This is a genomic window from Streptomyces zagrosensis (assembly GCF_014203645.1).
Lineage (GTDB): Bacteria > Actinomycetota > Actinomycetes > Streptomycetales > Streptomycetaceae > Streptomyces > Streptomyces zagrosensis.
On sequence record NZ_JACHJL010000008.1, the window covers coordinates 84,735 to 105,242 of the forward strand.

21 protein-coding genes and 1 pseudogene are annotated in these 20,508 nt (G+C 68.2%); 8 read left to right on the forward strand and 14 right to left on the reverse strand.

What is annotated here, in order from left to right:
- Positions 1-8: 8 nt before the first annotated feature.
- The 8 genes from FHS42_RS16790 to FHS42_RS16825 form a co-directional block, all read right to left on the reverse strand.
- Positions 9-1,088, reverse strand: a complete 1,080-nt coding sequence (locus FHS42_RS16790) for a polysaccharide deacetylase family protein (RefSeq protein WP_184573047.1) — start codon at positions 1,086-1,088, stop codon at positions 9-11.
- 2 nt (positions 1,089-1,090) lie between these two features.
- The gene (locus tag FHS42_RS16795) at positions 1,091-2,467 is read right to left on the reverse strand and encodes a condensation domain-containing protein (protein ID WP_184573048.1); all 1,377 of its coding nucleotides are present in this window, start codon (positions 2,465-2,467) and stop codon (positions 1,091-1,093) included.
- 80 nt (positions 2,468-2,547) lie between these two features.
- Entirely contained in the window at positions 2,548-3,687 is a 1,140-nt protein-coding gene (locus FHS42_RS16800; protein WP_184573049.1) for an acyl-CoA dehydrogenase family protein, read from the reverse strand.
- A 209-nt stretch (positions 3,688-3,896) separates the two neighbouring features.
- Complete coding sequence (locus FHS42_RS16805; protein ID WP_184573050.1) at positions 3,897-4,646, reverse strand: class II aldolase/adducin family protein; 750 nt, start codon at positions 4,644-4,646, stop codon at positions 3,897-3,899.
- A complete protein-coding gene (locus FHS42_RS16810; RefSeq protein WP_184573051.1) occupies positions 4,643-5,359 on the reverse strand; it encodes a dihydrodipicolinate reductase C-terminal domain-containing protein in 717 nt (238 codons plus the stop codon). The genes FHS42_RS16805 and FHS42_RS16810 overlap by 4 nt, the downstream gene beginning before the upstream one ends.
- A complete protein-coding gene (locus FHS42_RS16815) occupies positions 5,352-5,615 on the reverse strand; it encodes a phosphopantetheine-binding protein (RefSeq protein ID WP_184573052.1) in 264 nt (87 codons plus the stop codon). The genes FHS42_RS16810 and FHS42_RS16815 overlap by 8 nt, the downstream gene beginning before the upstream one ends.
- A gap of 27 nt (positions 5,616-5,642) precedes the next feature.
- Entirely contained in the window at positions 5,643-7,082 is a 1,440-nt protein-coding gene (locus FHS42_RS16820; protein WP_184573053.1) for a class I adenylate-forming enzyme family protein, read from the reverse strand.
- A 5-nt stretch (positions 7,083-7,087) separates the two neighbouring features.
- On the reverse strand, positions 7,088-8,587 hold the full coding sequence (locus tag FHS42_RS16825; protein ID WP_312866912.1) for a nitroreductase family protein: 1,500 nt from the start codon (positions 8,585-8,587) through the stop codon (positions 7,088-7,090).
- 1,421 nt (positions 8,588-10,008) lie between these two features.
- Between FHS42_RS16825 and FHS42_RS16830 the strand changes: the two genes are divergently transcribed.
- Both FHS42_RS16830 and FHS42_RS16835 read left to right on the forward strand, forming a co-directional pair.
- The gene (locus FHS42_RS16830; RefSeq protein ID WP_184573055.1) at positions 10,009-10,443 is read left to right on the forward strand and encodes a VOC family protein; all 435 of its coding nucleotides are present in this window, start codon (positions 10,009-10,011) and stop codon (positions 10,441-10,443) included.
- 47 nt (positions 10,444-10,490) lie between these two features.
- Positions 10,491-11,387, forward strand: coding sequence for an aminoglycoside phosphotransferase family protein (locus tag FHS42_RS16835; protein ID WP_221476588.1), 897 nt, complete (start codon positions 10,491-10,493; stop codon positions 11,385-11,387).
- 36 nt (positions 11,388-11,423) lie between these two features.
- On the opposite strand, the gene FHS42_RS16840 is transcribed toward FHS42_RS16835, so the two are convergent.
- Positions 11,424-11,654: a hypothetical protein gene (locus tag FHS42_RS16840; RefSeq protein ID WP_184573056.1), complete on the reverse strand. Its 231-nt coding sequence runs from the start codon at positions 11,652-11,654 to the stop codon at positions 11,424-11,426.
- 146 nt (positions 11,655-11,800) lie between these two features.
- Between FHS42_RS16840 and FHS42_RS16845 the strand changes: the two genes are divergently transcribed.
- Positions 11,801-12,079 carry a CopG family transcriptional regulator gene (locus FHS42_RS16845; protein ID WP_184573057.1) on the forward strand — a complete coding sequence of 93 codons (279 nt, stop codon included), beginning with the start codon at positions 11,801-11,803 and terminating at the stop codon, positions 12,077-12,079.
- On the forward strand, positions 12,076-12,501 hold the full coding sequence (locus FHS42_RS16850) for a PIN domain-containing protein (protein ID WP_184573058.1): 426 nt from the start codon (positions 12,076-12,078) through the stop codon (positions 12,499-12,501). Before FHS42_RS16845 ends, FHS42_RS16850 begins: the two co-directional genes overlap by 4 nt.
- A gap of 5 nt (positions 12,502-12,506) precedes the next feature.
- On the opposite strand, the pseudogene FHS42_RS16855 reads toward FHS42_RS16850, so the two are convergent.
- Both FHS42_RS16855 and FHS42_RS38235 read right to left on the reverse strand, forming a co-directional pair.
- Positions 12,507-12,989: pseudogene (locus FHS42_RS16855) on the reverse strand (transposase); the annotation flags it as partial.
- 364 nt (positions 12,990-13,353) lie between these two features.
- Complete coding sequence (locus FHS42_RS38235) at positions 13,354-13,482, reverse strand: hypothetical protein (protein WP_281392774.1); 129 nt, start codon at positions 13,480-13,482, stop codon at positions 13,354-13,356.
- A 127-nt stretch (positions 13,483-13,609) separates the two neighbouring features.
- Between FHS42_RS38235 and FHS42_RS16860 the strand changes: the two genes are divergently transcribed.
- Both FHS42_RS16860 and FHS42_RS16865 read left to right on the forward strand, forming a co-directional pair.
- Entirely contained in the window at positions 13,610-13,876 is a 267-nt protein-coding gene (locus FHS42_RS16860) for a hypothetical protein (protein ID WP_184573060.1), read from the forward strand.
- Between the two features lie 339 nt (positions 13,877-14,215).
- Positions 14,216-14,380 carry a hypothetical protein gene (locus FHS42_RS16865; protein ID WP_184573061.1) on the forward strand — a complete coding sequence of 55 codons (165 nt, stop codon included), beginning with the start codon at positions 14,216-14,218 and terminating at the stop codon, positions 14,378-14,380.
- Positions 14,381-14,457: 77 nt separating this feature from the next.
- On the opposite strand, the gene metG is transcribed toward FHS42_RS16865, so the two are convergent.
- Positions 14,458-16,179 (reverse strand): methionine--tRNA ligase, encoded by a 1,722-nt coding sequence (gene metG / locus FHS42_RS16870; RefSeq protein WP_184573062.1) that lies wholly within the window; start codon positions 16,177-16,179, stop codon positions 14,458-14,460.
- Between the two features lie 443 nt (positions 16,180-16,622).
- On the opposite strand from metG, the gene FHS42_RS16875 reads away from it, so the two are divergent.
- Complete coding sequence (locus FHS42_RS16875; RefSeq protein ID WP_184573063.1) at positions 16,623-18,188, forward strand: alkaline phosphatase D family protein; 1,566 nt, start codon at positions 16,623-16,625, stop codon at positions 18,186-18,188.
- Positions 18,189-18,190: 2 nt separating this feature from the next.
- A complete protein-coding gene (locus FHS42_RS16880; RefSeq protein WP_246494905.1) occupies positions 18,191-19,102 on the forward strand; it encodes a polysaccharide lyase family protein in 912 nt (303 codons plus the stop codon).
- 86 nt (positions 19,103-19,188) lie between these two features.
- Here FHS42_RS16880 and FHS42_RS16885 read toward each other — a convergent pair whose 3' ends face one another.
- Together FHS42_RS16885 and FHS42_RS16890 are read right to left on the reverse strand one after the other, a co-directional pair.
- Positions 19,189-19,536 (reverse strand): NrtR DNA-binding winged helix domain-containing protein, encoded by a 348-nt coding sequence (locus FHS42_RS16885; protein WP_246494906.1) that lies wholly within the window; start codon positions 19,534-19,536, stop codon positions 19,189-19,191.
- Between the two features lie 18 nt (positions 19,537-19,554).
- Positions 19,555-20,508, reverse strand: a complete 954-nt coding sequence (locus FHS42_RS16890) for a TIGR01777 family oxidoreductase (protein WP_184573064.1) — start codon at positions 20,506-20,508, stop codon at positions 19,555-19,557.

Below are 20,508 nucleotides of genomic sequence, written 5' to 3' on the forward strand. Positions count from 1 at the left end.
TGCGGGGGTCACGGTCGTCCAGCGGGGTCGGCTGCCGGTTGCTGGCTGGTCTCGGCTTGGCTGGACGGCTCGGGCAGTTCTCCCACGGTGACCAGTTCCAAACCGCGTTCGAGCAGGCCCTCGATGATCGATGGAAGGGCCTGCACCGTCTGGCTACGGTCACCGGCTCCCTCGTGCAACAGCACCACCGAGCCCGGACCGGCGGCCCCCAGGACGGTCGCGGCGATCTGCTCCGGCCCCGGCCTGGCCCAGTCGTGGGAGTCCACGTCCCACATCGTCAAGGTCGTTGGATACCCCTCCAATGCGGCCAGCACCTCCGGGCTCAACCCGCCGTACGGCGGTCGGAACCGTGTCACGACCTGGCCGGTCAGCCGGGCCACCGCCTCCGCCGTCCGGTCGAGCTGCTCCCGCAGTTGCGCCGGCGTCAGGTCCGGTAGGTAGGGGTGCGACCAGGTGTGGTTGCCCAGTTCGTGACCTGCCGCGGCGATCCGGCGTACCTCGTCGGGCAGCGCCACCACATGGTGACCGACGCAGAAGAAGGTCGCCCGGACGCCGTAGCGGTCCAAAATGTCCAGGACCCGACGGGTGTACACCGGATCGGGGCCGTCGTCGAAGGTGATCGCGACCCGTGGCGTGTCCCGACGGCCGTGCTCGAAGCAGCGTCCGGCCGCCGTCAGCGCCGCCCGGATCGGCGCGCTGCGCCGCACGTCCTCGTTGTACTCGGCGGCGCGCCCGGTCAGGCTGCCCCCTTCGGCGGTCACCCGGGCCAGCGCCTCGGGTGTGCTCCGCGCCTGCTCGGCCAGCCGGCTGGCCGGGACGGAGCCGAAGTGCGGCCGGGGCGGCAACAGCCGGGAATCGGCGCGGTAGACCTCAAGACCAGCCGCCGTCATCGGCCCGTCGAGCAGACCATTGGTGCTGTCGAGCACTACGCCCAACGGCTGCTCCGCACTCAAGTCCCTTAGCCTGTCCATGAGTTCAGCGACCTGGGCGGCGCCCCAGCTGCTCGGTTCCGCCATCCGGCGCCCCGCGTCGTCGATGACCTCGACCTCGTAGCCGGCGTCCGTCCAGGCGATTCCCGCGTACTGCATGCTTATCCGTCCCCCAGGGTGATCGCCTCGGCGACCACCAATGTCTCGACCCCACGCAGAAAGTGCTCCATCCCCTCGCGGGAGAGGACTGCCGGGTCAGCGGTCATGGCGAGGTCCAAGGCGCCCGGGGCGGTCAACACATCCACCGCCACCGAGACGTTCGTGCGCGGCAAGAACTCGGTCGGCCAGCTCAGTTCGGTCCGGCCGCTCAGCTCACCCAGCGCGGACCGTGGCCGCTCGACGGTGTCGAACGGCCCGCTGCTCGGGTCCCGAGTGTCGTTCCACCAGCACGAGTGGTCAGCCGCCTCGCCACTGGCGACCAGCTGCGCCACCTCCCGGTCCAGCGCCCACTTGTCGTACCCCGCGTGGCGGAACGCGCTGAACGAGACGGACCGCGTTCGCCGTACCGCGTCCTTGAAGTCCTTGTCGGCGTCCGTGAGGAGGAACACGGCCTCCTGCGCCATCGTGCTGACCGACTCGGCGGCGACCGGCTGGAAACGGTTACTCACCACCACCTGGAACAACACGTCGCTACTCCCGGACATGTTGGCAAGCTGATGGGAGGCCGCACCAAGGAGCACTGCGGCATCGCTCACCGCCAGCTCCGACGCCACCCGTTCGACGGCGACCGCCAACGCGGGTGAGCGCAGCAGCGCGTTGGGGAACAGCCGGCCCGGATCGGTCACGGCGAGTTCCGGCGCCGCGGGGTCAAGGAAGAGTCGCCGGGGCCCGGCGGCAAGGCGCTCGCACCAGTAGCGCCGCGCTCCCTCGTCCCTGCGGCGGCCGAGCGGCGATGCCTGGAGCGCTGCGGCCTCCAGGGGCTGGAGGGCGGGGCGAGCTTGGAGCAGCGACTCAGCGGACTGCCCTGCTTCGATCAACTCCAGATCGCGGAGCATCCGGCCCTCGCCCCAAAGGTCCATCGCGGTGTGCGACGCGGCCAGCACCAGCCGGTGAACCAGGCCATCGCACTCTACGAAGCCGACCCTGAACGGCCACTGTCGCGCGTGGTCGAAGGAGCGCCCCGCCAACTCTTCCAGCAGGGCCGCACCGACGGCCGGGGCTTGTGCCGCGGGGCACGTGCGGACCTCCACTGCAAGCTCGCCGGTCCCGTCCACGACCTGTTCGAGGCCGTCATCGCCGTCCGGCAGGAGTCTGGTGTGCAAACTGTCGTGCATCCGCAGCAACTCCGTCAGGTCCGCGATGACGCGGGCGGCGGGGCGGGGCGGGGTGAGGGGGAGGTCGAGCCGCAGGGTGTACCTGGGGGCGTCGTCACCGAGCCGGGTCACGACGCCCCAGATCGCCCGCTGCCCCCAGGTGGCCGGGCCGGTGCCGGCTCGCGCGCAGTCCAGCGTGATGGTCCGCTCCTCGACCGTGGTCATCGTGTTTCCACACCTTCCCTTCGATTGCCTCGTACGACGTCTGTCGGCCCGGCTGCATCGGGCTGTACCCATCGGAGCGGCTAGTCAAGGCCCTGCGAAATGACCATGCGTTGGATCTGGTTGGTGCCTTCGACGATTTGCAGCAGCTTGGCCTCGCGCATCCAGCGCTCCACCGGATGGTCGGCGACGTATCCGGCGCCGCCGAGCACCTGCACCGCGTCGGTGGTCACCTTCATCGCCATGTCGGTGGCGAACAGCTTCGCCTTCGCCGCCTCCAGCGAGTACGGCAGGCCGGCGTCCTTCAGACGGGCCGCCGCCAGGGTGAGCGCCCGGGCCGCGGCGATCTGCGTGGCCATGTCGGCCAGCATGAAGCCGACGCCTTGGAAGGAGATGATCCGCTGCCCGAACTGGTGGCGTTCCTTCGCGTACCGCACGGCGTAGTCGGTGGCGGCCTGGGCGATGCCGACCGCGCAGGCCGCGATGCCCAGTCGGCCGCAGTCCAGTGCGCCCATCGCAATCAAGAAGCCCTTGCCCTCCCGGCCGATCAGTCGCTCGGCCGGGACTCGGACGTCGTCGAAGCCGATCTGGGCGGTGGGAGAGGACCACACGCCCAGCTTCCGCTCCCGCTCGTGCACCACCATGCCTGGCGTGCCGCTGGGGACCACCAGACAGGACAGCCCCCGGGCCCCCGGCCCGCCGGTGCGGGTGAACACGTTGTAGAAGTCCGCGTAACCGGCGTGGGTGACCCACGACTTGGTGCCCGTGATGTGGTAGCCGTCGTCCTGGCGCACCGCTCGGGTGGTGAGCGAGGCCGCGTCCGATCCGGCCTCCGGCTCGGACAGGCAGTAAGCGCCCAGGAGTTCGCCGCCGAGCATGCCGGGCAGCAGCTCCGCGCGTTGGGCCTTGGTGCCGTACGTGGCGGTGCCGAAGCAGGCGAGGTTGTGTACGTTGACCGCCTCGGCCATGGCGAACCAGTGGTAGGCGATCTCCTCAAGGGCCTGGAGGTAGACCTCGTACGGCTGTCCGCCACCGCCGTACTCCTCGGGGTACGCCAGGCTCAGCAGCCCGGCCTGGCCCAGGGTGCGCACGATCTCTCGCGGGAACTCGTGGGCCGCCTCGAACTGGGCTACGTGGGGCGCGAGTTCGCCGGCTGCGATCTCGCGGACCAGGCCGAGTAGATCGGCCGCCTCCTCCGTGGGCAGGATGCGCTGGACCTTCATCGGACGACCTCCGTGCGTATGGGGTGTGGTGGGCGGAGCAGGCGTGCCAGGTCGTCTTCTTGCCAGGCGGCGCGAGTCCTTGCGGGTCTTACTGGGTCTTACGGGCCTTGCTGGGTCTTGGCGGCTTCGTGCGCGGCACAGCGGCACATTGGCCCGCGTGCTCCGTGGCGACGGGTCTTCCACTGGGGAGAGCCGTTCGGGTAGTGCGGTCAGCTGCGGTTCCAGTCGGCGGTCTGCGGCCAGTGCCGGCCCACTCGGCGGACGGCGTAGTCCCAGTACGAGCGGACGGAGAGATCGGCGTAGATGAAGTCCTGCTTGGCGGCCACGTCCTGCTCGGTGGACCAGGTGTACGGGACGCCGGTGCTCTCAGCGGTCAGCTGAAGACGGCAGGCCCGCTCCAGCACCTGGGCGAAGACGGAGGCGTGCCGCACGCTCTTGCCGACGATCACTCCCCCGTGGTTACGCAGCAGCACGGCCGGGTGCTCGCCGAGATCCTTGGCGATGTGCTCACCGGTCTCGATGTCCAAGACGGTGTTGCTGGTCTCGGTGAACAGGCCGATTCGGTCGCGGAAGTAGGCACCGTCGTGCGAGATCGGGCGCATCTGCAAGTCGGTGGCACCGAACAGCAGGGTGTACGGCGCGTGGCTGTGGACGATGCCGTTGACATCAGGGCGGGCCCGGTAGATGGCCTGGTGCAGCGGCAGTTCCGGCGGCGCCAGCGGGGCTGCGGGCAGGGTGTGGTCCACCGAGCAGCGGACCACATCCGCCGGGGCTGCCTCGTCGAAGCCGACCAGCGCACCCTTGATGAAGAACTCGTCGCGGCCGGGCATCCGGGCGGAGATCTGGCCCTGGTTGAAGTCGTCGTGTCCGTCGAGGGACAGCATGCGGGCGCCGATCGCCACCTGAAGAACGAGCCGACGTTCGGCCGAATTCAGCGGCTGCGGTTCATCGGTGGTCATGTCGTGGTCCTAGCTGTCAGGTCGTCGTAGACGGTCCGCATGGTGGCCAGGCCGGGGGGTGCGGCGCGGGCCCAGTGGGCGGCGGCCAGCGCGCCCCGGGCCGGCACCGTCCAACTGCCGACGTGATGCCGCACGTGCAGCGCCTCGCCGTCCCAGGTGTGCGTCATCTCGTGTTCGCTGACCGGTAGTCCGGCCCGCTCATCGGCGATATCGGCCACTGCTCGGCCGCTCGCGCCGGCCCAGGTGTCCGCCAGCGCCAGCGCGGTGGCGCTCGGCCGGTGTGCCTTGCCGAGTGGGTGCCGCTCGCGGACGGTGGTGGTCGCGCCGAAGCGGCCCGTGGTGAGGGCGGCGGTGAATTCGGTGATGCGCACCTGGAGGTAGTGGGCGAAGGAGAGGTTGGTGGCTCGGACCACTGGCACCACTTCGGCCAGTTCGTCCAGTGCCTTGCCTTGGGTGTCCGTCAGGTTGGAGACGCAGGCGATGAGCGGTACCCGCTGCGTGGCGCAGTAGTCGAGGACTTCGGTGTGCGCCTCGGGTGCGCTGGCGTCAACGAGTACGTCGGGGACCGCCTCGACGGCCCAGCCGCCACGGCGCGATGCGGTGAGGACGACCCTGGTTCCATTGGCCTGGCAGGCCGTCTCCAGTGCCGAGCCGAGCCGCCCGAGGCCGACGATCCCGATCGTAGGGTCAGCGCCCGCGGATGTGTTAGGCATCGGCGCCTATCCCGCTGGCGACCACCAGGGCCGTGACGGAATCGATGGTCTCGTAGTGCTCGATGTCGGCCTCCGGGTCCAGGTAGACGCCGACTTCGTTCTCGATGCTGTCGATCAGGCGCATATAGGAGAGCGAGGAGTAGCCGACGTCACGCAGCGAGTAGTTGGCGCCGGCGAGTTCGTCGGCGGTGACGCTGCCGTCCCCCGCCGCGATGGCCAGGCCGAGGATCTTGGTACGAAGCGCGCTGCTGTCCATGAGGAGTCCTGTGTCTCGAAGAGGGGTTCAGTTGCTCTGGGGTTCGCTGAGCAAGCGCCGCAGGCGTTCGATGGACGGCTTACCGATCGAGTTCGCTGGTATGTGGTCCACCAGGCGGAGGATGCCGGGCACTTTGAACGAAGGGAGCGTCGCCGCGCAGTGCGTACGCAAGGACTGTGCGGTCACGCCGGGTTCGACGGCGACGACGGCGGCAAGGGTGGGTTCACCGTGCTGGTTCTCGGCCTCGAAAGCAGCCGCGTCCAGCACTCCGCTGGCCGCGCGCAGCACGTCGGCGATCTCGATCGGGTCGATCTTGCGCCCGCCCACGTTGACCAACCGGCTCGTGCGCCCGGTCAGGTGGAGCGTGCCGTCGAGCAGCCGGCCCTGATCGCCGGTGTGGTAGTAGCCCGCGTCGTCAACGCGCTCCTCGAACACGCCCGGAGCGTTGAGGTAGCGCGAGCCCATCGACTCGCTCTTGACCCGGATACCTTGTTCCTCCGCAAGCAGGCGCACACCGGGCAGGGGTGCTCCGAGCCCACTGCCGGCCCCGTTCGCGGCGTACGTCAACGGCCCGGTCTCCGCGATTCCGTAGTAGTTGTGGATCGGCACGCCGGTGAGTGCGGTGAATTCTTCGCGCACGGTTTCGCGCAGCGGGGCGCCGGAAGAGATCGCGGTCCGGACGGCGGCGAAGCCTTCCTTCGGGGCACGCCGCACGATCGACTCGTACAACGCCGGGAAGGCCACCAGCCGGGTGGCGGCGGTGCTCTCCAGGAGCCGCACGACCCGGGAAGCCGTGGGCAGGCCGTGCGACAGGTGCAGTGAGGCACCCGGCAGGAAAGCCGCCAACAACGAGGTGTTGAAGGCCAGACCATTGGAAAGGGCGGCAAAGCAGGCGATCCGGTCATCGGCCGAGAGTCCGGTGCCCTTCGCCCAGTTGGCAGCCGCCGCGAATACGGCAGCGCCGGAGAACTCGATGCAGTTGGGCCGACCGGTGGAGCCGGATGTGAACCGGCACGCCTCGGTGTCGTCCAGCAACTGAGGGCGGGACGCATCGAATCGACGCACTCGGCTGACCGCGAGGGCGCCGAACTCGCCGTCATCGGTGAGGGCCTCGTCCACGACAGCTCGGACATCGGCGCTCGGGGCGTGCAGCAGTAGGTCAAGACCGCAGTCCTCGGCGATCCGGACGAGTTCGAACGAGCCGAAGGCCGAGTCGGTCAAAAATGGGACCGCACCGGCGAACAACGTCGCCAGATAACCGACCACGTAGTCGGCGGAGTTGGTGGCATACAGACCCACGCGCAGCGGCTCGTCCCGCACGTTGTACCGGGCGAGCCTGTTCGCCGCCGCCCGGGCCCGGTCGGCGAGTTCGGCGTATCCGAGCGAACCACCGGCGTCGGTGACCGCGAGGCGATCGCCGTGGCGGGCGAAGGCATCGGTGAAGGCATCGGGAAGGACAGCGCGCATCGGGCTCACCGTTCGTTTTGGGCGTGTGCCGTGGCAAGCCGGTCGAACTTGATGCCCGAGTCGTCCGGGCAGCCGAGCAGCAGGGCGTACAGGATTTCGTCGTCCTGCGGCAGCCCTGCCAGCGAGCGCCACAGTCGCGTATCGAAGCCACCGATGGCGGTCACGCCGACCATCGCACGGTTCGCTCCCAGGTAGAGCAGCTGGCCCAAGGCGCCACACCGGCAGGCGAGTTCGCGCAGGTTCTCGGCGTCGATGGCCGCGTCGGCCCCGGCGAGCGAGGTACGCGGCACGTGCAGCAGCACGATGGCGGCGGCCCCGGCGAGGGAGCGCTGTTGCATACAGGCGCGGGCCACCTCGTCGGTGGACGGCAGCGCACCTGGTTGCCGCTCACCGGTGCGCAGCCGATACACCGCGTCCTGCTCGGGGTCCGTCGTCGATCGCAGAACCAACGTCGCGGACAGCGGCGAGGCGTCAGGAAGGTCGGTGTGCAACGGCGTCGAAAGGGCCGAGACCGCTTGCCAGACGGCACCGGCGGAGACGGATTCGCCAGTGAATGCCTTGCTGGAGGCTCGGGTGCCAATCAGTTCCGACCATGCGGACGGATCGCCTAACCCCCCTTGCCCGCTGGGCATGTGTGGGTCCGTGCGAATGCGCGCGAGTGGTGTGGGTGCGGTGTGCGGGGTGGGCGAGCCGGAGTGTTCAGACCACCCGGCGATGGAGTCCCAACAGGCGCTCTCCAACCAGGACCGCCAGGCGGAGCCGCGCAGCTGCCGGTTGGTGTCGTCATACATGGTCCAGCGGGTCCACGATGCGTCGGCCGAACTGGTCGGTACCGAAATCGCGGAGTGCACTTCCCGGCAGTTCTCGCCCGCCTCCAGCAGCTCCGACAAAGACTCCCTCGGGAAGCGCAGCCGTAACGCCCCTTTGGCACCACGGCCAGCCGCAGCCAAGATGAGGTTGCCGGCCGCGTGCCCCGCATCGAGTTGCGTATACAGGTACCCGCGGTCGCCGTACTTGCGCATCGAAAGCCAGGGGCGGGTGAGCGTGACGACCAGCGCGCCGCCATCGTCCGGGATGGCCAGCATGGACGCGTCCAGTGCGGCGGTGACGCGGGCCCCGACAGCCAACCGGGCACAGGTACGGCGATCGGTGTCGATCCGGAAGGCCGTTGGCGCACCGTTTTCCCTGACGAGGACGGCGAACTCATACGGGTACACGGCTCCGGCTGACGGTACCGCCCGAGCCACATAAGAGCCGCAGGAACGGTTGGCGCGGCTGGTCAACACGCCTTCCTCCAGCAAGGACAGGGCAAGACGTAGGCCGGGTGCGACAACGGGCTCGGTAGGCGGCTCGGGTGACGCCGCTGGCAGGGCCACTCGGGCCCATAGGTCAGCGGTGCAGCGTGAGGATGCGCGCTCGGGCGCGTATGCGACTGATACGGCCTTTTGTGTGATCAGTTTTCCTTGCACGTCTGACGCAAACCTCCTACTTCTCTGAAAGTCCACGGAGCATCACGAGGCAGGCGGCACTCTCCGCATTGATTGTGCGGACCTAATGCACCACGGAGGAATGTGGGGGGCAGGCTATTGGCGGCTTCAGCGATCCCGTTGGAGGGCTTACAGCTGCCCGTTGGTCAGGGCTGCTGCGTTATTGGATCGCGAGACGAGTGTGACCTTCTGACACCCACGCCGCTGCGCCGATCTCGGCAAGTGCTTTCCCATCCGGCCCCCCGTATCGGAATATGGCGGTATCCGAGTGAGCGCCTCGCAGCACGAGAGCGCATGGTCGGTTACGGCTATTGCCAGCATGCCAAGCATCTTGGGCATTGGTCAAGACCATTGATATCAAAGTCGCTGCATAAACCCCAACTAACCGATTCAATACTGTAAATCAGCCATCAATCCGGAGAAAACACGCTTCGACGGTGGCCCGGACCACCCCGGCCGGTCAGCCCAGCCATCGGTGATCTTCATGTGGCGGAGCCTCGGGAAGGGTGGTATCTGGGGGACGGGTGCCGCGTAGGCCCCTGCCATTCATCGCGTGGGCGGTGCGATACGGCTGAGGTGGCGAAGCCAGTACGGCGCTCCGGGACTCGTAAACCAAAAACGTCTCAATGAATCAAGATTCCCCACTCACCGTAAACCTGCTTCCGTTGACCGACCATTGATGACGACGGCGCCGGATAAGGCAGGTGGGGCTACGGCCGGGGAAGCATCCAACGGCGTCCGCAGACTCGGACACCATGACCGGATAACGGCCACTACGGGTAGCGCAAGTTGGCGCGTACGCATCGCAAGGCACTGAAAGGTAATAATGCCCTGACAAGGTCTCTTCACCCAGCAGAAAGCTGGCTTCTATGGCGAGGCGCGGCATAGCGCAAAAACGGCAATAAACCTGCCGCGAGCTTGCGTATGCGTCTTCGCGCGGGCTTGCGTATACGTCTCCATGACTAACGCAACCGCCCCGCGGCTGAGGGCAACGCCCGTCTCATGGCAGCCACACATCGGTCCGGCTGGTCGGCGCGACCCAGGACTCCGCGAACGCGGCCCGCCACGAACGCGGCCCGCCGCGGGCTCGGCTTGCCCCTGGGCAACGCGACCAACGAGGTCCTAGGTTGGCGCACCGCACCGCACCGCACTGGGTCTGGTCGCCGCCCTGTGCCCGCTGATCACGGTGGGCGCCGCCTGGATCATGCCGTACCTACCGAGCAACCCTCGCGCCGGCGTCGGCACCATGTACGCCCTGGGGGCGAGGCCAGCCCCCCACCCCGCTGGAGGTGACGGCGGGCCGTGGACAGCAGGTCGCGGACCCGTTCCTCGGTGCGCTGGACGCCGATGGCGCTATGCATGTCACGCGAGGTCTCGACCCCGCCCCGGCAATGACACCCGCAGTCCCGGTGCACAGCACGCGCCACTAAGGTGAGCCGATGGCATCGATCAGGCAGGTTCAAATCACCTTCGACTGCGCAGAACCCGAGCGCGTCGCTCGTTTCTGGTGCGAGGTATTGGGGTACGTCGTACCGCCGCCGCCGGAGGGATTCGCTACGTGGGACGACGCCACGCGCTCGCTGCCACCTGAGCAGCAGGATTCATCGTTCGTCTGTCTTGACCCCTCAGGTGTGGGCCCGCGACTGTACTTCCAGCGCGTTCCCGAAGCCAAGGTCGTCAAGAATCGGGTGCATCTCGACGTGCGGGTCGGCACGGGGCTCGTGGGCGACGAGCGCCTTGCCGCGCTTGAGGCCGAGTGCACCCGGCTGGTCGCGCTCGGCGCGGTACGCGTGCGACTACTGCTTGCCGATGACGACAACGAGTCGTGCATCGTGATGCAGGACATCGAGGGCAACGAATTTTGTCTCGACTGAGGAGCCGCGAACGTGCCCTCGCCCGCTAATCGGAGCGGCCAACCCGGATGAGACGACTGTTGGTGGATGTGGACAGCGTCACCACGCGGCTGGTTCGCCGATTCGGCCCACAGGTTGCCGAATGGTGCGCTGACACGCCGAACCTGATGGCCCGGTTGTCGTCCCGTTGGGGCCTGTCCCTCGGTGAATTCCTCCCGGAGGGTGCTGCGTCGGTCACGTTGCGGTGCCGATGGCCCGACGGCACGCCTGCGGTGCTGAAGCTCAGTCCGGATCGGGCCCTTTTGGTCGAGCAGGCCGCCATGTTGGGGTGGTTCGCTGCGTCGGGCCGGGTGCCCGCTGTACTGGCCGCCGACTCGGACGCGGGCGCGATGGTGTTGGAAGAGGTCGTGCCCGGAACGCCGGCCGAGGACATGCCTGCGGCTTCGCTTCCCGGGCAGTGGTCGGATCTGCTCGCCGCGTTGCACGGGGTCGCTCCACCTCCACGGCCACCGCGTGCGCTGCGCGACCGGTGCGAGGAGGCGTTCGCTCGTGTCGGTAGGCGGCTGTCCGAGCCTGCGATCAGCGCACGTATGGATGTCACTGCGTGGAGCAGGGCCATCCAGCGGTGTGAGCGGCTGCTGGACACGGAAGCGACAACCGTGTTGCTCCACGGTGACCTGCACCTGGGCAACGTACTCGACGGTGGCGCGAAGCGCGGTCTGATGGCCATCGATCCGAAGGCCTGCGTGGGTGATCCGTGTTTCGACGCCGTGGACTACGTCGTGGCCGGCGCCGGGCTGGAGGGCGTCGAGACCCGCTGCGCACGCGTGGCGGCGGCGTGCGGGCTCGATGGCGACCGGCTCCACGCCTGGAGCCAGGTGATCGCGCCGTTCTCCGCCATCGCTCACCTCGGTAACGGTGGTGAGGAGCCGGTGATTGATGAACTGCTCGCGTTGACCCGGTGAGAACACCGCACCATGACATCGCCGGGTACTTGGTGATCAGGCCCTGCGACAGATGGGGATGTCGTTCTCCTTGTTGAGGCCGGCGGCCCGCACTGCCGCGCGAATTCGGTGCGCTGGCAGGGGCTTCGCCGGCCTTGCGAAGGCATGCAGCGAAGGGAGCAGCGAATGCTGCCTCTGCCGGTCGGGCAGGCCGCGCATGGCGGTCTCGAAGCGGTCGAGCCACTCGTCGTCATCGTGGATGCGCGCCAACGGGTGCCCGGTTGCCACCAGCCAGTCGGCGCCGCGATCTCACGCTTTTGGCTCACCAGTCAGGTATGCCCCGGCAGCTCGCGCCCTGCCACGGCCGCCCGACCGTCGAATCGCGATCGCGCTCCACCGGTAAGGAGCGTGATACCAAGAGCATGGTCCCTTGTATGGCAACGAAGAAGGTAACCGTGACGATCCCCGAAGATCTCCTGGACGAGATCCGCGCGGACGCGACAGAGCGGGGCATGTCGGCATACGTCGCCGAGACGCTGCGCTTCAAGCGCGACCGGGACCGGCTCCTGGAACTGGCCGACTGGCTCCAGGAAGAACACGGCCCCGTGACTGAGGACGAGCGTGTGGCAGCCCTCGACGAGCTGGAGGATCTCGACGCCGAACACGAGCGACGCCGCGCGTCCGGAAAGCACAACGCCGGAGAGGCTGCGTGAAGAAGCGAGCCGGTGAGCACGGGCAGAGGCCGCTCCGTGTCTTCGTCCTGGATCGCGAAGCTCTTTCCCTGGCCGTGCGCGGCGACCGGAAGATGATTGCCTGGCTCGACCTGGCGGCGCGTGGGGGGACCGAGGTGGTGACATCGCCGATGACACTGGTCGAGGCGTACGACGGCAGAACGACCGAACGACGCTGGGACTGGGTACTGTCCCGGCTCCAGGTCGCCGCCGTCGGGAAGGACGAGGCCCGCCAGGCACGCCGGCTCCTGGCCGACGCCAAGTTGCACGGCCACAAGTACGCGATCGACGCCGTGCTCGCCGTAATCGCGCGACAGCAGAAGGGACAGGTCACCGTATTCACGTCGGACGTTGACGACCTGGAGAAACTGGTCCCGGACACGATCGTCGTCAAGAAGGTGTGACCCGAGCCAGCTTGGATGTAGGCGCGGTCGGCGAGGACGGGAACGCCCTGGCGTTCGCGGATGGGGAGGATGCGGTGGGTGTGGGCCGCGCCGCGGTCGGGTGGTGGGTGCGGCCCAGCAGCACGAGGAGATCCATCGCGACTCGCCCACAGCATGGGCATTGACCTGCACGTTCACGCCGTGGTGACGGTGCTTTTGTGAGAAGTCAGCCGGGCGGTCTTGGACCCGGTCGCACTCGGCAAGCGTCCCATCGGCAGGGCGTACTCGGGATCGGTTTTCCCGCAAAGCCCACAGCAGCCCGGACGCCCGGGGGACAACTGGTCCACGACAGTTGTCACGTAGGCGTGGGCGGTGCCGAGGCTTATGCCGAACCCGGTGGCGCACTGCGCGAGCGTGTCGTGCCGGCGCAAGTAGATCAGTCCTACGAGGGCACGCTGGTGCGTCGGGAGCTTGCAACGGCGGTCACCCTCACAGGTGACGATGAGCATGGTTACCCACTCGACCACAGCGCGAGGCAGGTCGAGTGCGGCAGATAGGCATCCAACGAGTCTTCCGTGCTGATGAGTTGAGACGTCGAACACCTCTCTCTCAGGCGCAGGAGCATCGTGCGTTGCGGACCGAGGCCCGTCACCCGGTCAGGGGCCACCCTGAAAACACTCAGCCACCGCGGGGGAAGACACACATGGAAGCAGAGGGACCTTGCGCGGCGATTGAACAACCCGGCACACGTATCGTGCGCACGACATGAGTCCGAAACGCTGTGCCGTCATCGGTGTTACGCACACGGCTGTGCCGTCATCGGTGTTACGCACACGGCTGATGTCCAATCCGGCTGCCGCATCTGGGGGCACTTCAGCGCTCGATGGCCACCTCGTCACCGGCTATCAGCATGGGGGCGCCGGTGTCCGCGATCCGCGGTTGCCAGGTGAAGCGAATCATCGCTGACCAGGTGAAGCGAATCATCGCTGACAGGTCGATCACGCATCCCGCACTTTGATGACGGTGCCAGCACCTTACTGAGACGTACAGAGGTGATCTACCGTGCACGGCAAGACACATACAGCTACCACCCCGCCTAGCGGGAACTGCCGATAAGGGGAGTCACGTCATGCCACAGTTCGCCGAGTTCGACGCTTCATCCCTCCGCCGCACCAGCACTGTGGACGTTGGGTTTCCCTGGCGTGGCCAGACCGTGACTCTGATCCGGATCGACGCGAGGGGGACCGTCACACAAGCGACCCGCATATCCGACAAGCGGGCGATGCTCGCACAGGCGACACCGAAGGATCTGGTTCTCGCGGCATGGCCGGGGCAATGGTCCCAGGACGTGTTCCTAGTGGACGATCTCAAGGCCGCCCGCGAGGAAATGGGCTGAACCCCAACTGTGCTGTCCCGTTCACTACAAGGTGGCCACAGCAAAGGGTAGCCACGCAGACGGCCAGAGCGCCGGCCACGGCATGAGACTCAAGGGCCGGAAGGTCAGCGGCTCCTATCGGAAGCACCTGCGGCTGACGGGCAGGGCGCGCGGAACGTCATCGGCTACGTTCAAGGAGACCTGTTCGATCGGTGAGAGCGCCGCACCGTTCGGTGCCCACAGCGCAGCCAGGCACCACGAGCGACCACGACGTGCCCCAGGCCATCGATCCACAGCGCTCCGGGCCGCAGCGGTGCTCTTGCCCCCGGGCTGGCTTGCTGCTTCCGTACACCAGCCCTGTTGTCGTGGCTCTCCTTCCACGACCGCCGACTGCTCGTAGCGGGCCTGGCCGCGATGGCCGTCTGCAACCTCGCTGTTGTCCGCGCTTCCGGCATCTTCTGCTGGGAGGGCATCCGCCATGAGCCAAGCCGACGGGCCAAGCCGATGAACCTGCCCGCCAACTGACCTCGCCGGGCACCTCGCCCGGGCGCGTACCGCCCGATGAGGCCGGGCGGGGGCCGGTCCAGGCGCGAGAAGCGCCCTTATGCGTCGGCTCCGCCGAAGCGCGCGCGGTAGGACTCCAGGTCCTCCTGCGCGATCTTCGCGAAGAGCACCGGCGGCACGGTGAAGGCTGTGCCTGCCGGGACAGCGTCCAGGGACTTGGCCTGCTCGGCAGTCACCCAGGTCGCGGTGTCGCTCTCCAGAGCGAAGGCGCCCCGCATGGCGGCGGCCGATGCTGGAATGAACGGCTCGGAGACAATCGCGTACAGGTGGATGAGGTTCATCGCCGTACGCAGGGTGAGCGCGGCGCCCTGCGGGTCGGTTTTGATCTCCAGCCAGGGGGCCTCCTCCTCCAGGTAGGAGTTGCCCGCCGACCACAGGGCGCGCAGCGCGGCCCCGGCCTTGCGGTACTGGAGGGCCTCCATGTACTCCTCGTACTCGGCCAGGAGGCGTGCGATCTCCTCGCCCAGCTTCTCCTCCGCCTGGCCGGCCGCATTGCCTGCGGGGACGTCGTCGCCGAACCGCTTGCGGGAGAAGGACAGCACGCGGTTGACGAAGTTGCCCAGGGTGTCGGCCAGGTCCTTGTTGACCGTGGCGGCGAAGTGCTCCCAGGTGAACGACGAGTCGTCGGACTCGGGGGCGTTGGCGATCAAGAAGTAGCGCCAGTAGTCCGCGGGCAACAGCTCCAGGGCGGAGTCGGTGAAGACACCGCGCTTTTGGGAGGTGGAGAACTTGCCGCCGTAGTACGTCAGCCAGTTGAAGCCCTTGACGACATCGACCTTCTTCCACGGCTCGCGGACGCCGAGCTCGGTGGCGGGGAACATCACCGTGTGGAAGGGGACGTTGTCCTTGGCCATGAACTGGGTGTAGCGCACCGTGTCGTCGGCCTCGTACCACCACGACTTCCAGTCGCGCTTCTCGCCGTGCGGGGCAGCGTCCGACCACTCCTTCGTCGCGCCGATGTATTCGATCGGTGCGTCGAACCAGACGTAGAACACCTTGTTCTCGGCTGCGAGCTCTGGCCAGGTGTCGGCTGGGACCGGGACGCCCCAGTCCAGGTCCCTGGTGATGGCACGGTCGTGCAGGCCCTCGGTCAGCCACTTACGGGCGATGGACGAGGAAAGCTGTGGCCACTGCTCCTCGTGCAGCGCCACCCACGCCTCGACCTCGTGCTGGAGCTTGGACTGGAGCAGAAACAGGTGCCTGGTCTCGCGAACCTCCAGCTCCGTGGAACCGCCGATCGCCGAGCGCGGGGCGATCAGGTCGGTCGGGTCCAGAACGCGGGTGCAGTTCTCGCACTGGTCACCGCGGGCCTTGTCGTAGCCACAGTGCGGGCAGGTGCCCTCGACGTACCGGTCCGGCAGGAAACGGCCATCAACAGGCGAGTACACCTGGCGGATCGCCCGCTCCTCGATGAAGCCGTTCTTGTGCAACTGACGCGCGAAGTGCTGCGTGATCTCAACGTTCTGCTGCGAGGAGCTGCGGCCGAAGTAGTCGAAAGCCAGCTGGAAGCCGTCGTACACGGCCTTTTGCGCATGGTGGGCCTGTGCGCAGAACTCGGCCACCGCCAGTCCGGCCTCCTTGGCCGCCAACTCGGCCGGCGTTCCGTGCTCGTCGGTTGCACAGATGTACAGGACGTCGTGACCACGCTGGCGCAGGTACCGGGAGTACACATCCGCCGGAAGCATCGACCCCACCATGTTGCCCAGGTGCTTGATCCCGTTGATGTAGGGAAGCGCGCTGGTGACCAGGTGTCGAGCCATCCTTGGATGCTCCATCTCTACGTACGGCGCCGGTGGCAGTGCCGCGGCGGGCCCAAGTCGGGAGGCGGCAGCAGACGCGACCACCCAGGTCACTCGGTCGTGTCACGCACGGTGACCGGTCGGGTCTGCAAGCCGCCGTCATCGTATCGAACCCGGGAGTTCCCCCGGCGTGCTGTTTATTCCTCGACGAGCCGGTACGCACAAGACGCTCGGCCGTCCGAGTCAGGCGGCCAGGCGAGGCTCGTACGGCCGAGGCAGTCCTCGTCCTAGGACCGTCGCGCCTCGAACGATCGCCCCCTGGGCGGGGCAATGCGCCGGTCACGGTCGCAGCGCGGGCCTCAACGGTCCACTCCCGTCCCGCCCGTCTTCACCTGTCCGCCGCGCTCCGGCCACCCCAGACGTTGACGATCTTCCGGGATCGTCATAACGCCTGGGAGAGACCTATGAGTTCTGTACCCCCTTCGTCCTCCGGCCCGGACCGACGCTCGTTCCTTCAGGCGGCCGGCGTCGGCATCGGCGCGCTGCTCGCCGGTGCCGGACTGGCCGGACAGGCGGAGGCGGCGGGTGGTGCTCCGCGGCTGCGCGACGAACCGTTCCGCCTCGGTGTGGCCAGCGGTGAGCCGACGTCGGACGGCTGTGTGCTGTGGACCAGGCTGGCGCCCGAGCCCCTGGCCGATGACGGACACGGCGGCATGCCCCGCGCAGGGTACGACGTACGGTGGCAGGTCGCCGAGGACGAGCGCTTTCGCCGCGTCGTGCGATCCGGCACCGTGACGGCCCTGCCCGAGCTGGGGCACTCCGTACACCCGCAGGTGCACGGCCTGCGGCCGGGGCGTCAGCACTTCTACCGGTTCCGCGCCCAGGGCCACACCAGCCCCGTCGGCCGGTTCCGCACCGCACCCCACGCCCGCTCCGGCGGCGCGTTCACCTTCGCCACCGCCTCCTGCCAGGCGTGGTACCACGGCCACTTTTCCGCGTACCGTGATCTGGTCGCCAAGGACCCCGACGTGGTGTTCTTCCTCGGCGACTACATATACGAGTACGGCATCTCCGCCGCCAACATGGAGCGCAACGCCCCGCTGCCCGGGGCCCGGCACGAACGGGAGACCAACACCCTCGCCGACTACCGGGTGCGCTACTCCCTGTTCAAGAGCGATCCCGACCTTCAGGCAGCGCACGCGGCGGCACCCTGGATACTCACCCCGGACGACCACGAGGTGCAAAACGACTACGCCGACGAGAAGTCGTACTACGGCCTGAGCGAGGAAGACTTCCTGCTGCGCCGGGCCGTGGCGTACCGCGCGTACTACGAGAACTGCCCGCTGCCCCCGCTCGCCCTCGCCCACGGCCCCGACGCGCAACTGCACCGCAGGCTGCGTTACGGCGGCCTTGCCACCCTGCATGTCCTCGACGCCCGTCAGTACCGCGACTCCAAGCCCGCGAACACCGACGAGCAGTACGCACCCGGTCGCACGATGCTCGGAGCCGCGCAGGAGCGGTGGCTGTACCGCGGTCTGCGCACGTCCGACACCCGCTGGAACCTGCTGCTCCAGCAGGTCGGCATGGTCAAGGTGACCGAGAACCGCGTCGATCAGTGGGACGGCTACCCGGCCGCGCGGCAGCGCCTGCTCGACGTGCTGGGCGAGCGGGGCGTAGCGCCCTCCGTCGTCTTCACCGGTGACTGCCACCGCTCCATCGCCGGCGACCTGCTCGCCGACTTCGCCGATCCCAAGTCCGCCGTCGTGAGCAGCGAGTTCCTCGTGACCTCGATCGCCTCCGACGGTGACGGCGCACCGACCGACAACTACACGAAGGACTGGATGCAGCACCCCTGGATGAAGTTCTACGACGGCCGTCGCGGCTACGTCCTGGGCCACGCCGACGCGGGTGCGATCACCGCCGAGTACCGCGCCGTCCCGTACATCCGTGCCGACAACCAGGCGCCCGGCATCTCCCTCGACCGCTTCGAGGTCGAGCACGGCCGCCCCGGCATGCAGAAGGTGAGCTGACCATGACCGACACGACTCCCCCGGCCATGACTCCTGCGTCCGCGACACGTTCGGGGCACGGACCCGCGGGCCAGGCGCCCGGTAGCATCTCCGGCCTCACCGCCACCGGGGGGCTCGCCACCGTCGAACTGGCCTGGCACTCCTACCGGCCGCCCCGCGGGCAGCTCGTCGATCACTACGAGGTGTACGTCTTCGACCGCGCCGGCCAGGCAAAGAGCCTCCCCGGCTCAACGACTCTGCTGGGACGCACCCTGTACCCGCACCTCACCCACCGGGTGGGCCCCGAGCCGCGGACCCGGCACTACGCCGTTGTCGCCGTCGTCGCCTCCGGCGCGCGGACCCGGCCCACGCGCCCCGTATCGGCGATGAACGAACGCTCCGTGGCGGCCGGGCGTGCGGTGGCGCAGGTCGGTGACTTCGACCACAAGGGCCTGGAGTTCGCACTGTCGCCGGGCCTCAGTGCGCGCTACTCCGCCACCTTCCCCAACGGCGTTGACTATCGATACGGCACCTCCACACCCGGCCGCGACTGGTGCTATCTCCACCCGGGGCCGGGCGACTCCTGGGCCGGCCGCAAGGAGCACACCTTCGCGCTCCGCTTCGACCTGGACGCTGCCCCGAAAAGCGACCTGGCCTGTGCGCTCTGGCTGATCGACTCGCACGCGTCCGCTGCGGGCGCCGCCGAGGTGACCCTCAACGGCCGCCCCGTACACACCCTGAAGTTCCGCGGCGGCGCCACCCGCGGCTCGGTCGAGGGCGACGCCACCCGCCCCGACAGCGCGCTCAAGCCTTCGTACTACGAGTTCCCGCTGTCCGCGGGGCTGTTCACCGCTGGTGAGAACGTGTTGCGGCTGCGCAAGACCAGCGGTTCTTGGATCGCGTACGACGCACTGGGGATCTTCACGCGCGAGTGAGTACCGGGCGCCCCGGCTTACGAGTTGCCGCGGCCGGGGCGCGAGCGCACACGACCAGCACTCCGTACGCGGCGCCCCGAGCGCCGCTACGCGGTGTGCCCGATGCCGCGCAGCAGAGGTGGGCTGAGCAGCCATGCGCTCCCCCGGCGGTAGAGGGCGGCCGGACGTCCGGTGGGGGGCAGCCGCTGTTCCCCCGTGGGCTGCACCAACCCCGCGGTGTTGAGCACCTTGCGGCGGAAGTTGCTCGGGTCCAGATGTTGCCCCCAGATCGCTTCGTAGACGGCGCGTAGCTCGCTCAGGGTGAAGGACTCTCCGCAGAAGGCCGTGGCAACAGCGGTGTACTCAAGCTTCCTGCGGACCTCCTGGCAATATGCCGTGGCCCGGTTCGCGGCGGTCGCGAAACGTAGAGCCCGGAGCCGCGAGACCGCCCTCAACCCGGTTGGGCGGGGCGCTCACCCGGGGCGGCGTTCGCTGCGCACGCGCCGCACGAGGTCGGCGGCGGCCCCCGGCCACTCAGCGTGGTCGAAGACGAAGCCCGCTTCGAGCAGCCGGCCAGGTACAACACGGCGGCTTTTCAATAGGAGTTCGGTATTCGAGCGCAGCGCGAGCGCGCCGATTTCGGCCATCCACTTGGTTGCGGGCAGGCCCACTGGGACGCCCCACGAGGCGCGTAGCGCGCGCATGAACGCGCGGTGCGGCAAAGGGTGGGGAGCGGCGAGGTTCACCGGTCCAGCCACGTCATCTCGGTCGGCCAGGAACTCGACTGCACGGACGAAGTCGTGGTCGTGAATCCAGGACACATACTGTGTGCCGCCTGCGACCGGCCCGCCGAGCCCGAGCCGTGCCAGCCACAGCAGGACGTCGAAGACGCCGCCACGGTCGGGGCTCATCACCATGGCGGAACGCAGGGCGACCTTGCGGGTGTGCGGGGTTTCGGCTCGCTCCTGCGCTTGCTCCCAGTTCTTGGCGATCTCGACGCTGTAGGCCCAGTAGCCGGGAACATCGGGTTCCGTACCGCCGAGCACGCCGGTCGCCTCATCGTTGGGTGCGTCGAAGCGGTGAGCGTAGACGGTGGCCGTGCTCATCTGTAGCCAGAGCCGAGGGGGCTGGGAGGCGGACGCGATCGCCTCACCCACCAGTCGGGCGGAGTGCACGCGCGAGTCCATCATGGCCTGGAGATTCGTTGCGGTGTAACGGCAACTGACGCTCCGTCCCGCCAGGTTGACCACGACCTCGCTGCCATCGATCGCCTCGGCCCACGGCCCCATCGTCCGGCCGTCCCAGCGAACTTCTCGATCGCGCATCGGCCGTCTGGTCAGGACCACCACCTCATGGCCCGCAGCGGTCAGCGCCCGGTTCAAGATCGTGCCTACCTGCCCGGTTCCCCCAGGTATCACTATCTTCAT